Source organism: Draconibacterium sediminis (assembly GCF_000949475.1).
GTDB classification, from domain to species: domain Bacteria; phylum Bacteroidota; class Bacteroidia; order Bacteroidales; family Prolixibacteraceae; genus Draconibacterium; species Draconibacterium sediminis.
In genome coordinates this window covers 114,084-127,279 of the sequence record NZ_JRHC01000003.1, presented here as the reverse complement: position 1 = coordinate 127,279, position 13,196 = coordinate 114,084, and the positions used below count along the sequence as shown (strand labels likewise).

The window sequence follows — 13,196 nt, the reverse complement described above, 5'->3', positions numbered from 1 at the left end:
TACAAAGTAAGCACAAAGCTACACAAAGTTGTTTGTCAATCACTCAATAAATCATTCACTTTACAGTACTTCAACAGACTAATGGCAAAATTAGCTACGAGCTACGAGCCGCTAGTTGCAGTACAATTTATCAATTTTACAATTTTCGGCAATACAACCATGTGATTTAAGCATTTTGGCATTAAAGCATTCACGCATTTCTTCCTTCATTCCTTCAATCCTTCAGTCCCTCAGTTCTCTTACTCCACATATAAAACCAATCCCTTCAAATATTCACTTTCAGGGTGATAAATATCAACCGGGTGATCAACCGGCTGGCTCATTTGGTGCAGGATACGAACCTTTCGTCCGGAAATTGCTGCTGCAGAGAAAACAGCTTCCCTGAATTTCTCTTTCGACACCACTTGCGAGCAGGAGAAGGTAAACAGAATTCCGCCTTTACGAATTTGCTCGAAAGCGCGGGTATTAATTCGTTTATAACCTTTTAATGCCTGCGTCAATGCTTTGCGGTGCTTGGCAAATGCCGGCGGATCAAGAATGATCAGGTCGTATTTATCTTTAATATCTTTCAGGTACTCAAAACCATCAATCACTGTTGCTTTATGGCGCTGGTCTCCTGGAAAATTCAACTCTACGTTCTCATCGGTCAATTCAATTGCAGTTGCCGATGCATCAACCGAGTGCACCGATTTGGCACCTCCCTGCATGGCATAAAACGAAAAACCTCCGGTGTAACAAAACATGTTCAGCACATCGCGGCCTTTCGAAAATTCCTGCACCAGCTTACGGTTTTCGCGCTGGTCGACAAAAAATCCGGTTTTCTGTCCATTTTCCCAGTCCACTTTAAAACGCAGTCCATGTTCCAGCACTTCGTGTGCTCCCGAAACATCGGGGCCGCCAAACAAATAACCGTCTTCCGATTTTACCTGGGCTTTAAACGGCAATGTTTTTTCGCTTTTATTGTAAATAGCTTTTAGGTGGTCGCCCATCACTTCCTGCAAAGCTTTCACCAGTTCTTCGCGAATGAGGTGCATGCCAATGGAGTGCGTTTGCATTACCGCTGTTCCATTGTAGAAATCAACGATCAGCCCCGGCATTCCGTCTCCTTCGGCATGTATCAGTCGAAAAACATTCGTTTCCGGGTTATTCTCAAAACCTATTTTTTTACGCAGGTTCCAGGCACTTTCGATTTTGCTTTTCCAGAAATCGTAATCCGGTTCAACATCTTCAAACGACACAAGACGAATGGCAATCGATCCGATCTGGTAGTGGCCCATTGCCAAAAACCGGTCCTGGTTCGAATACACTTTTACCATGTCGCCCTCGGCAGGTTTTCCGTACATTTCTTTAATGGCTCCGGAGAATACCCACGGGTGAAAACGCAGCAATGACTGGTCTTTACCCGACTTTAATACAACTTTGACAAACTCTTTTGCCATCTCTAATTTTTTGAAAAGTTCTCGAAAATTTCCAGTGCAGCCCACGCGTCGGTAGCTGCATAATATTGTTGTGCTTCTGTTAATTCGCTGGCTTCCCAGTTGGTCAGCTGCTGTCCTTTCGAAATACGGAAACCACAGGCAATAGCAGTCAGTTTTTTCAGGCTGAAATTCTGAATGCCCATTTCTTTTGCCTCATCCTGCAACTCAACAAAACCACCCGGTTTAAAAGGTACAAATTCCTGTAAGCCTTTAATATCGTCGCGAATAGCAACGCCCGGTTTAATCACGTTCTCGTTGGCCAGTAATTCCACAATTTCGCGTGGCAAACCAATTCGGTTAATCCGGAATAAAAAAGCCTTGTTTTTGGTCGACAATTGCAGCAGGGCCACTTTGTTTACCACGCCTTTTTTAAACGAAGGTTTTGTTTCGGTATCAAAGCCAATTATGCTTGCTCCGTTGAGCTCTTCCATGGCATATTTTACCTGTTGTAACGAATCGACTAAAAAGATCTGCCCTTCAAAACGTTTTAAAGGCAGGCCCGTCAATTCTTCGTTTGATATTTTTTCTTTAAACATTTATTCCTCTTCTTGATCGGTTCCCCAGAATTTATCAAGCCATTTGGGATTTCCTTTCCCGGGAACCGCTTCGTCATTACTACTTTCAGTTGAAAAATCAGCACCGCTGTATACCAGCATGTGCACGGCACGCATAACATTTACCAGCTGCTGTCCCCAAAACTCTTCGAAATGATAAATACACTCCGAAATTGCATCGTTCATTACTTCTTCGTTACCAATGCTGTAATTTGTGATACAATCCTTCAGGTCCTGGTAAATATCCATCAGATTTTCGGAAACACTTGCCCGTACCGTTTCTTCTCCAAACTGAATATTGGGATCGAAAACTTCGTGAAAACCATCGTTCTCGCCCAACAACTGCAACCATTTCTGGCACAACATATTGTAGTCGAGCTCGCTTACAAATTTCTCCAGTTCCTCGTCCATCACCATTTCAATCTTCCCAACAACCGAAGCCTTTAAATAGAGTAATGGCAACAACTTTTGAAGCTTTGCAAGATTTTCTTCTGCAGTGAGATGCGACACATTCTCGATGGTAGAACAGTACTCGTTAGCCACTGTTACAAATTCAACTACATTTTTTGAATATACGATCTGATCCATAGTCACACCTAATTTCCCAATAATTAAACTGCTGCAAAAGTAGTAAAGATTTTTAAGACAGGAGTGTAATGATGGAAGTGGAAAGATTAAAGGCTTAAGTTGGCGTGATAGTATTATTGAGCACAGTGCTTTCTTAGAGAAGATTGAGGTAGATTGATTTTAAGATTGAAGTTGATTGAAAGCGAATCAGTCAATTGAGAACTGCGACCGGATACTGCAACTTTTGCTCCCGACGCTTCGGTCGGGATTTCGATCAGCACAGCTAATCTCAACTTTTGCCTTTTGCCTTCTGCTCTATTTACTTCCATTCCAGCAGTCCATCAACGCGGTAAATTATTTTTTTGTTATCGAGTAACCACTTAACTATTTCGCGCATTTTTTGTTGGTCGCCCTTTAGTTTAAACAAGAGGTTTTCGTAGGTGCTTGGTTCCTCGAGCAACTTCTGCACACGTTTGCTAACGGTTTCAAATTCGTAATCGCTAAGTGCCAGTGCCTGTTTGGCTTTACAAATATCGCAGGTGCCACAGGGGGCAGCATCGCTTTCGCCAAAATAGTTCAACAAAATCAGGCTGCGGCAAGTGGCCAAATCGGTAGCATAATGAATTACCGACTCAATTTTTTCGGTATAGTCCTTTTTCCGCAGATCATAGTTCTCTTTCGAGATCTTCAGGCGGTCGATATGCACTCGCTCTTTGGTGAAGTAGATAAACGGCGTTTGACTTTTCGGTACATAATCAATCACCTTCGACTGGCGCAAGTGTTTCAGGTAATTATACACCTGGTCGCGGTTAAGCCCCGAACGTTTCGACAACAACTCTTCATCAACCGATACATAACCGGTGAATAAACCGGTGTACGAGCGCAACAGCAGTTTTATAAAATCGTCGAGTTTGGCGTTGGCCACCTGAAATTTGTACAGCTCATCGCGCGAAATCGGGAAATAGATCCGCGACGGACTGTCAACCTGCTCTGTAAATTCAAGGTATTCCTGGCGTTGCAAAATCTTCAGGCTATTGTAAACCATCGCCTGCTGAAATTTGTAGGCCTGGGCAAATCCCTGTAAGCTAAATTCGCGCACCTGCCCTTTTCCGTGGCCCACAGCGATTTGAAAATAGTTACACAGCGAATCATAAATGCGTTTTATATTATCAATTTCGGGAAACGAAGTTGAAATATGCTTTTTCAGTTTTGTGGTATCGGCATTATTATATAATAACACCGCTGCCGATTTTTTCCCGTCGCGGCCTGCCCTACCTGCCTCCTGGTAATAGGCCTCCAGCGAATCGGGCGCATCAATATGGATTACAAAACGAACGTTGGCTTTGTCGATTCCCATTCCAAAGGCGTTGGTAGCAACAATCACACGCGTTCTTCCGGTTAGCCAGTCGTCTTGCCGCGAACTACGAACAATATTTCCCAAACCGGCGTGGTAATAATCGGCCGAAATTCTGTTTTGCTTTAGTTCTTCAGCAATTTCGCGGGTGGCTTTGCGGCTTCGTACGTACACCACTCCCGAGCCTTTACTTTTTTTCAGTGTATCCAGCAGATATCCGGTTTTATTCTCGACATGACGCACCAGGTAACTCAGGTTTTCGCGGTGAAAAGACATTTTTAACAAATTCTTCTCTTTGAAACCGAGTTTGTCCTGAATATCGTCGGCCACCTTAGGCGTTGCGGTTGCTGTTAAAGCCAGTATTTTAATTTTGGGCAGCAGTTCCCGCACTTTAATAATGCTTAAGTAACTGGGCCGAAAATCGTAGCCCCATTGCGAGATACAGTGCGCTTCGTCAACCGTTAACAGGTTTACTTTCATTTGCTCCAGGCGCTCTATAAAACGCTCTGAATTCAAGCGTTCGGGCGATACATACAAAAACTTGTAATTGCCCCAAACAGCGTTATCGAGCGTCAGTCTAATTTCGCGTGCCGACATTCCGCTATGCACGGCCAGTGCTTTTATCCCTTTCCGGTTCAGGTTTTCCACCTGGTCTTTCATTAAAGCAATTAAGGGTGTAACCACCACACAAATGCCTTCGTGTGCCAGTGAGTAAACCTGAAAAGTAATTGATTTACCGCCTCCGGTTGGCATTAGTCCAAGCGTGTCATTACCCGCTGCAACAGACTCAATAATTTCGAGCTGCAGCGGCCGGAATTCGGGGTAGCCCCAATAGCGGGTAAGTATCTGCCTGAAGTCTTCCATTAATACAAATTAAGAAATCATTTTAACCTTTAACAATTTTTATTCTTCAAAAGTAAGCACAGCTTAAATAAATCAGTTCTGGTCCACTATTTTTTTGTAGTTTTGCGCTTTAATAAAAACATTAAAATAGTTAGGCATGTCGTTTCTAGAAGACAAAATACAGTTTGAAGGATTAACCTTCGATGATGTTCTTTTAATTCCCTCATATTCAGAATTGTTACCACGCGAAGTTGATCTATCTTCGAAATTCACTCGTAACATTATCATTAATACTCCGATTATTTCGGCAGCTATGGATACGGTTACCGAGAGTAAAATGGCCATTGCCATTGCACGCGAAGGCGGTATTGGTGTGATTCACAAAAATATGGGTATTGAGGAGCAGGCGCACCAGGTAACAACTGTAAAACGTGCCGAAAATGGTATGATCTACGATCCGATTACCATTACTCCTGAGAAAAAAGTGAAGGATGCACTGGATTTTATGGCCAAATATAAAATTGGTGGTATTCCGGTTGTTGATGGCCACGGCCACCTGGTAGGAATTGTTACCAACCGCGACCTTCGTTTTGAACTTAATATGAGCCGCCCTATTTCAGAAGTGATGACCAGCGAAAACCTGGTTTCTACGCTCGAATCAACAGATTTGCATAAAGCTGCCGAAATTCTTCAGCGACATAAAATTGAAAAACTACCGGTTGTTGATAAGGAAAATAAACTGATCGGGCTGGTTACCTATAAAGATATTACCAAAGCAAAAGATAAACCGTTTGCCTGTAAAGACGAAAAAGGCCGTTTGCGCGTAGCAGCCGGTGTTGGTATTGCAGGCGACACCATGGATCGTGTAGATGCACTGGTGAAAGCACAGGTTGATGCACTTGTTTTGGATACTGCACACGGACATACCAAAGGTGTGGTTGAAATGCTAAAACGCATAAAATCAAAATATCCGGATAAAGATGTGGTTGCCGGAAATATTGCCACTGCCGAAGCTGCACAATTGCTGGTTAGCGCCGGTGCCGATGCGGTTAAAGTTGGAATTGGACCGGGTTCAATTTGTACCACCCGTGTTATTGCCGGTGTGGGTGTTCCTCAGCTTTCGGCTATTTACAATGTTGCAAAAGCGATTAAAGATTCAGGTGTTCCTGTAATTGGCGATGGCGGACTCCGCTACTCAGGCGACATTGTTAAAGGTTTGGCCGCCGGTGCCGACTCGATGATGGCCGGAGGATTATTTGCAGGTGTTGAAGAATCACCGGGTGAAACCATTCTTTACCAGGGAAGGAAATTTAAAGCTTACCGTGGAATGGGATCGGTTGAAGCCATGCAAAAAGGATCGAAAGACCGCTATTTCCAGGATATGGAAGAAGATATTAAGAAACTGGTTCCTGAAGGAATTGCAGCACGCGTTCCTTTTAAAGGATCGTTATACGAAGTGCTTTATCAGCTGCTTGGTGGTATACGCGCCGGAATGGGATATTGCGGAGCACAAAATATTAAAGCGCTTCAACAGGCTAAATTCACCCGAATTTCAAATGCGGGTGTTCAGGAAAGCCATCCACACGATGTAAGTATTACTCGTGAAGCACCGAACTACAGCAGCCGCCAGTAAGCGCGGGCTGCTTTTACCCGAAGGGGTGTAAAACATTCGCAATTTGCTCAAGCAGAGTTGTTCAAATATAAACCGATGGTGTAAAATGAACAGAGTTTTCTTTTCATTGATTTTTTTTGTTGTCATTACCTTACAGGTTGTAGCACAATCTGACGAGGTGTTGTTAACGATTGATCAACACGAGGTTAGTAAAGATGAATTTGAATTCGTCTACAACAAAAACAACAGCAGCCTGTATTCTGATGCCGATAGAAAAACACCCAAAGAATACCTGGAACTGTTCATTAATTTTAAGCTGAAAGTTGTTGAAGCTGAAAACTTAAAGATGGACACCAACCAGACCTTTATTAATGAACTGGCCGGCTACCGGAAAGAAATTGCAGCGCCTTATCTCACCGATATTGATTTTAACGAACACCAGGTTGAAGAGCTTTACCGCCGCATGAAACTGGAGGTAAATGCAAGCCATATTTTGTTGGGTGTTGACAAAGATGCGTCGCCAGAACAAGAACAGCAGGTACTCGACAAAATTACTAACATTCGTAAGCAGATAATCGCCGGAAAACCTTTTGAGGATGCTGCAATGGAATACTCGGAAGATCCGTCGGCAGAAACAAACAAAGGACATTTAAACTATTTTTCGGCTTTTACCATGGTGGCTCCTTTTGAAGATGCGGCATTTAACACGCCTGTTGGAGAAGTTTCGGAGCCGGTGCGTACCGACTTTGGATACCACCTGATTAAGGTGCACGACACACGCCCCAACAAAGGAGAATTGCAGGTTGCCCACATAATGAAAAACGTGAGCAGGAATGCCACTCCTGAAGAAAAAGCAAAAGCAAAAATGGCCATCGATTCCATTTATCAGTTGCTGCTCAACGGAGCTGATTTTGCGGCTTTGGCTAAAGACGAATCGCAGGACCGACGCTCTGCAGTACGCGGTGGAGAAATGCCCTGGTTTGCGGCAGGCAGGATCGTTAAGGAATTTTCCGATCCGGCATTTGCGTTGAAAAACGATGGCGATATTTCGGAACCTGTTGAAACGCCTTTTGGCTATCACATTATAAAACGCCTAAGTGCGCGCCCGGTTCCTCCTTTTGAAGAAGCCCGTGCATCAATTGAAAGTCAGATAAAAAAAGATGCTGCACGTCAGGCATCGGGAAAAAAAGTGTTTGTTGAGAAACTGAAAAAGGAGTATAATTTCTCGGAAAACGAAGTCGCCAAGGTAAAACTAGCAGAGCTAACCATTGCCGGCACTTCTGCTTTGCCCGAAGAAACTTTCTTTACTATCGACAATAAAAACTTTGGAGCCGAAGAACTGACAGCGTTTATTACACAAAATAATATAAAATCGAGCTCTTACCTTTCGGTTTACGATAATTGGGTAACGGATGAGATTACAAATCTGGAAGACTCAAAACTGGAGGAGAAATACCCGGAGTTCCGCTACCTGATGAACGAATACCACGATGGCATTTTGCTGTTTAATATTTCGCAGGAAAAAATCTGGAACTATGCAGCGCAAGATACAGCCGGGTTGGAAAAATTCTACCAAAATAACAAGGATAACCACCTTTGGGGCGATCGTTTTAACGGTCATATAATTACCTGCAAGGATGTGTCGGTTCGCGAAGAAGCGGAAAACCTTTTTGGTGCCGGCCTGAATGCCGACGAAGTACTCGCACACATAAATACGGATGGTGAAGAACTGATTTCCATTGAAACCGGAGCCTGGGAAGAAGCCCAAAATCCGGTAGTGGATTATTACGTTTGGAACGGCAAAGACCCGGAAAATTTTGACAGTGCCACTACTTTTGTTCGTGGCGACAAAATTAAACCGGAGCCAAAAACGTTGGATGATGCACGCGGCCTTTTTATCTCGGATTATCAGGACTACCTGGAAGAACAGTGGATAAAAGAACTGCGCAATAAGTACAAGGTTAAAGTGAATAAAAAACTGCTAAATTCCATCGAGGGTGTTTAAACGAAAAATCACATATAGCTTAATCGCTGCACTGGCGCTTGCACTTGCCGGATGTTCGTCGGACTTGAGCGATGAACCGGTTGCCAGCGTTGGTGAAAAAGTGCTTTACCGTTCAAAAGTGGAAGAAATTCTGCCCAAAGGAATAAGTAAGGAAGACAGCATCTCGATGAGCGACAATTACATCGACAAATGGATTAAGCAGGAATTACTGATTCAGAAAGCCGATGAAAACCTGAGTGACGAGCAAAAAGATCTTCGGAACGAGCTGGAAGAATACCGCAATTCGCTGATTATTTATAAATATAAAAACGAGTTGATCCGGCAACGGATGGACACTGTTGTTACCAATCAGCAGATTGAAAAATTTTACAACAATAACCCGACAAATTTCAACCTGAATAACAGCATTGTAAAAGCCACTTTTGTAATGATACCAAGCGATTTGGCCGATCCCAATATGGTAAAATCCCTGATTGCCGACACTTCACCTGAAGGAATTGACGAACTTCGCGACTATTGCAGTCAATACGCAAAAAAAGCAAACATATCAGCCGACGAATGGATCAGCTTCCAGATGCTGGAAAACAACTTTCCGCAAAAGGTGGAAGATCCCGAGTCCTTTCTGAAGCGGAACGAGCTGTATGAAATGAATGATTCAAATTATTACTATATTGTCAGCATTCATGATTATAAGCTAAGTAACGATCTGGCTCCGATTGAATTTGTTCGGGACAATATTAAAAATCTGATCCTGAATCAACGTAAGATCAGGTTCTTAAAAGAAATTGAAGAAAATATTTACACGGAAGGTGTAAGAAAAAAGAAATTCAGAATTTATGACACGAAAACGAATTAATAAAAATATGAAAACTAGAATTTTTGTAACAGCGATGCTTATGCTTGCGGTACTTACCGGAGCAAATGCTCAGGATAAAGTTATCGACCAGATTGTAGCCGTGGTTGGTGGTAACGTTATTTTGAAATCGGACATCGAAACCATGAACATTAACCAGCAGGCGCAGGGAATTACTTCGGAAGGAGATATGAAATGCGAGCTTCTGGAAGATTTTTTGATCAATAAACTATTGGTTGCCGAAGCCGAACTGGATACCTTGATTACGGTAACACCCAGCCAGGTTAACCAGCAAATGGATGCCCAATTGCAAATGTACATGCAACACTTTGGTACCGAAAGCGCCGTTGAAACCTACTTTGGCAAATCAATTGCCAGTATTAAAGCCGACATGCAGGAAGCCATTCGCGAGCAGTTGCTAAGCCAGCAAATGCGCTCGAAAATCGTTGAAAATGTAACCGTTACCCCGTCAGAAGTGCGCTACAATTACCGCAACCTAAGCAAAGAGGAGATTCCAACGATACCAACACAATACGAGTATGCACAAATTACCGTGCAACCAAAAATAGAATTGGAAGAAGAAAACCGGGTAAAAGCCAAACTGCGCGAGATTAAAAAACGAATTGAAAACGGTTCGAGCTTTGCTGCAATGGCTGTAATTTACTCTGAAGGACCGTCAGCGAAAGATGGCGGCGTTATTGGTTATTCGGGTCGTGCACAGCTTGATCCGGCTTATGCAACAGCTGCTTTCAACCTAAAAGATGATAAAGTATCGAACGTAGTAAAAAGTGCGTTTGGCTACCATATTATTCAATTGGTAGATAAGCAAGGTGGAAAAGTAAACACGCGCCATATTTTGATGAAACCAAAAATTTCGGTTGACGCAAAAGAAGAAGCTTACGAACGCCTCGATAGCCTGGCCAACCTCATTCGTAAAGATGAAATTGCTTTTGATCAGGCAGCTCAAATGTTCTCTTACGACAAGAACACCCGTAACAATGGTGGAATTGCCATTAACCCCAACACCATGTCGTCGAAATTTTCGATTGAAGAGGTTGATCCCGATGCCAGCAAGATCATCACAAAAATGAACATCAACGAGATTTCGGAGCCGTTTGAAACTATTGACACTAAAAACCAGCAACAGGTTTATAAAATTATCAAGCTGTTAAGAAAAATCGATTCGCATAAGGCCAACCTGCAAGACGATTACCAAACGCTTGCCGAAATGTACCTGGCGAAAAAGAAAGAACAGGTTTTGGAAGAATGGATTGCAGAGCGCCAGTCGCAAACCTACATCCGTATCGACAGAACTTATGCTAACTGCAACTTTAATTTCGACAACTGGATTAAATAATAACCCACGAATTTTTGTTTATGAATTTTAAAAACGACGTTGAAGCCTTAGATGCACTTCAGGGAAAATTTAAAGACCTGAAAAAGGAAATTACAAGCGTAATCTATGGCCAGGATGCAATTATCGATCAGGTACTGATCTCGCTGTTTAGCCGCGGTCATGTTTTGCTGATTGGTGTTCCCGGGCTGGCAAAAACGCTGCTGGTAACTACCATTGCAAAAATTCTGGGGCTTAAGTACAACCGTATTCAGTTTACACCCGATTTGATGCCATCGGATATTATCGGTACCGAAATTCTGGACAACGAACGTAATTTTAAATTCATACAAGGGCCATTGTTTGCCAACATTATTCTGGCCGACGAGATTAACCGTACACCGCCAAAAACGCAATCGGCACTATTGGAAGCCATGCAGGAACAATCGGTTACTGCTGCCGGACAACATTTTGAGCTTGACAAACCGTTTTTTGTGCTGGCAACGCAAAACCCAATCGAGCAGGAAGGAACCTATCCCCTGCCCGAAGCTCAGCTCGACCGTTTTATGTTTTCGGTTTGGCTCGATTACCCAAAACTGGAAGACGAAATTACCATCGTAAAAAATACAACTACCATACAAAACACCCAGTTAAAACCAGTTATTTCAGGAAAAGAAATTCTGTACTACCAGGATTTGATCCGTAAAATTCCGGTAAACGATAATGTGTTACGTTATGCAGTTACACTGGCGGCAAAAACCCGCCCGGAGAATGAACATGCGGCAGAGATCAGTAACCAGTACCTGAAATGGGGAGCGGGGCCACGTGCATCGCAGTACCTGGTATTGGGCGCGAAAACACATGCTGCTTTGCATGGTAAATATTCGCCCGATATTGAGGATGTAAAAGCCGTTGCTCCCTCTATTCTTAGGCACCGGATTATTAAAAACTACAAAGCCGAAGCTGAAAATATTTCAATCGACGAAATCATCGACAAATTGCTTTAATGTCTTTTTACCGTATTAATACCAGCGCTACTTTGCGCAAATTAACTCCTGCAATTTTCTTCCTTTTCCTTCTGTTTACAGCAACAAAAGGATTCGCGCAGGAAAAGAAACGTGTGGAAATCATTCAGGCTGAAACATTGGAACAAGGCGAAAATGTTGCCAATGCCCAGCGCCTGATCAACGACGTAATCATTAAGCATGAAGATATTCTGATGTATTGCGACAGCGCGTACACTTACGATCAATCAAACCGCGTAGATGCTTTTGGCAACGTACACATTAACAAGGGCGACACGCTGCACCTTTATGCGCGAAAAGTGTATTACGATGGCGACCGTAGTTTTGCACAGGCCATAAAAAATGTAAAGCTGGTGAATAACGAGGTAACGCTTTACACCGACACACTGGATTACGACATGAACCTGAACGTTGGCTACTACGATTGTTTCGGGAAAATTGTTGACAGCACCAACACACTTACCAGCAAAGTGGGGAAATATTACCTCGACAATAACGAAGCACATTTTACCGACAGCGTTGTTGGTTTCTCTGATAAGTATACCATCAACAGCGAAGATCTGCGCTACAATACGCAAACCGAGGTTATCTATTTTAAAGGGCCAACGACCATACGCGATTCGGTGAATACCCTTTATGCCGAAGATGGTTGGTACAACACCCTAACCGGCGAGGCCGATCTGAAAGAAATGCCAAGCGTATTTAACGAAACGCAACTTTTAACCGCCCGACAAATAAGCTATAATAAAGAAAATGGCGATGGTTATGCCGAGGGAAACGTACATATCGAAGACTTTGAAAACCAAACCATAATTCAGGGAAACAAGGTAATTTACAACGAAACAAAAGAAACGGCGATAGCCACCGATTCGGCGGTTTTTATTTCGTACAGCGAAGCCGACAGCCTGTTCCTGCACGCCGACACCTTAAAAAGTATCCCTGACACCATTGATGGCGAAAATATTGTGATGGCCTATTATGGTGTTCGTTTTTTCAGAACCGACATACAGGGGCTTTGCGATTCGCTGATGTATTTCACCAAAGACTCGCTGGTTCAAATGCACAGCAACCCGGTAATTTGGAGCGAGCAACACCAACTCAGTGCCGACTATATTGAAATGATTCAGCACACTACCGCTCCCAACGAAATGCATATGATGAAAAACAGTTTTATCATTTCGAAACAGGACTCGGGGCGCTTCGATCAGATTAAAGGCAAGGACATGACCGGCTACATTGTTAACGGCAAACTACGCAATATTGATGTGGATGGTAACGGGCAAACCCTGTATTATGCACGCGACAAAGAAGCCATTATCGGGCTGAACAGAGCAGAAAGCAGCAATATCAGTATACGGTTTAAAGAAGGAAAGATTGATGCCATTGCATTTCAAAAACAACCTGAAGGGCAGTTAAAACCAATTCTAAAACTGGAAGATAGCGAGAAAACATTACCGGGTTTCGAGTGGAAAATAAAACTGCGCCCGCTTTCTAAAAAAGATATTTTCTGGCGCCCTGAGAAGAAAGAGGTGATTGAGGAAGAGGCAACAGAAGAAGTCACTGGTCAATAGT

The 13,196-nt window shown here is 43.1% G+C and carries 10 protein-coding genes; 6 read left to right on the top strand and 4 right to left on the bottom strand.

The features are described 5' to 3' along the window. Nucleotides 1–239 precede the first annotated feature (239 nt). From LH29_RS13000 to LH29_RS12980, 4 genes are all read right to left on the bottom strand, one after another. Nucleotides 240–1,439 carry a class I SAM-dependent rRNA methyltransferase gene (locus LH29_RS13000; protein WP_045030509.1) on the bottom strand — a complete coding sequence of 400 codons (1,200 nt, stop codon included), beginning with the start codon at nt 1,437–1,439 and terminating at the stop codon, nt 240–242. A 2-nt stretch (nt 1,440–1,441) separates the two neighbouring features. Next, complete coding sequence (locus LH29_RS12995; protein ID WP_045030508.1) at nt 1,442–2,014, bottom strand: 3'-5' exonuclease; 573 nt, start codon at nt 2,012–2,014, stop codon at nt 1,442–1,444. Continuing rightward, nucleotides 2,015–2,620, bottom strand: a complete 606-nt coding sequence (locus tag LH29_RS12990) for a DUF5063 domain-containing protein (RefSeq protein WP_045030505.1) — start codon at nt 2,618–2,620, stop codon at nt 2,015–2,017. Nucleotides 2,621–2,918: 298 nt separating this feature from the next. After that, entirely contained in the window at nt 2,919–4,817 is a 1,899-nt protein-coding gene (locus LH29_RS12980) for a RecQ family ATP-dependent DNA helicase (protein WP_045030500.1), read from the bottom strand. 136 nt (nt 4,818–4,953) lie between these two features. On the opposite strand from LH29_RS12980, the gene guaB reads away from it, so the two are divergent. From guaB to LH29_RS12950, 6 genes are all read left to right on the top strand, one after another. Then, nucleotides 4,954–6,429, top strand: a complete 1,476-nt coding sequence (gene guaB, locus LH29_RS12975; protein WP_045030498.1) for an IMP dehydrogenase — start codon at nt 4,954–4,956, stop codon at nt 6,427–6,429. An 85-nt stretch (nt 6,430–6,514) separates the two neighbouring features. Further along, entirely contained in the window at nt 6,515–8,413 is a 1,899-nt protein-coding gene (locus tag LH29_RS12970) for a peptidylprolyl isomerase (RefSeq protein ID WP_045030494.1), read from the top strand. Beyond that, entirely contained in the window at nt 8,406–9,269 is an 864-nt protein-coding gene (locus LH29_RS12965; RefSeq protein ID WP_045030492.1) for a hypothetical protein, read from the top strand. Before LH29_RS12970 ends, LH29_RS12965 begins: the two co-directional genes overlap by 8 nt. Before the next feature lie 7 nt (nt 9,270–9,276). Then, on the top strand, nt 9,277–10,623 hold the full coding sequence (locus LH29_RS12960) for a peptidylprolyl isomerase (protein ID WP_045031005.1): 1,347 nt from the start codon (nt 9,277–9,279) through the stop codon (nt 10,621–10,623). 20 nt (nt 10,624–10,643) lie between these two features. Further along, the gene (locus LH29_RS12955) at nt 10,644–11,606 is read left to right on the top strand and encodes an AAA family ATPase (protein WP_045030490.1); all 963 of its coding nucleotides are present in this window, start codon (nt 10,644–10,646) and stop codon (nt 11,604–11,606) included. Continuing rightward, complete coding sequence (locus LH29_RS12950; RefSeq protein ID WP_052670898.1) at nt 11,606–13,195, top strand: OstA-like protein; 1,590 nt, start codon at nt 11,606–11,608, stop codon at nt 13,193–13,195. The genes LH29_RS12955 and LH29_RS12950 overlap by 1 nt, the downstream gene beginning before the upstream one ends. Nucleotide 13,196: the final 1 nt, after the last annotated feature.

What these genes read in the sequence shown, in the direction of transcription:
- LH29_RS13000 (WP_045030509.1), bottom strand. Translation starts at nt 1,439, where the DNA reads ATGGCAAAAGAGTTTGTCAAAGTTGTATTAAAGTCGGGTAAAGACCAG.
- LH29_RS12995 (WP_045030508.1), bottom strand. Translation starts at nt 2,014, where the DNA reads ATGTTTAAAGAAAAAATATCAAACGAAGAATTGACGGGCCTGCCTTTA.
- LH29_RS12990 (WP_045030505.1), bottom strand. Translation starts at nt 2,620, where the DNA reads ATGGATCAGATCGTATATTCAAAAAATGTAGTTGAATTTGTAACAGTG.
- LH29_RS12980 (WP_045030500.1), bottom strand. Translation starts at nt 4,817, where the DNA reads ATGGAAGACTTCAGGCAGATACTTACCCGCTATTGGGGCTACCCCGAA.
- guaB (WP_045030498.1), top strand. Translation starts at nt 4,954, where the DNA reads ATGTCGTTTCTAGAAGACAAAATACAGTTTGAAGGATTAACCTTCGAT.
- LH29_RS12970 (WP_045030494.1), top strand. Translation starts at nt 6,515, where the DNA reads ATGAACAGAGTTTTCTTTTCATTGATTTTTTTTGTTGTCATTACCTTA.
- LH29_RS12960 (WP_045031005.1), top strand. Translation starts at nt 9,277, where the DNA reads ATGAAAACTAGAATTTTTGTAACAGCGATGCTTATGCTTGCGGTACTT.
- LH29_RS12955 (WP_045030490.1), top strand. Translation starts at nt 10,644, where the DNA reads ATGAATTTTAAAAACGACGTTGAAGCCTTAGATGCACTTCAGGGAAAA.
- LH29_RS12950 (WP_052670898.1), top strand. Translation starts at nt 11,606, where the DNA reads ATGTCTTTTTACCGTATTAATACCAGCGCTACTTTGCGCAAATTAACT.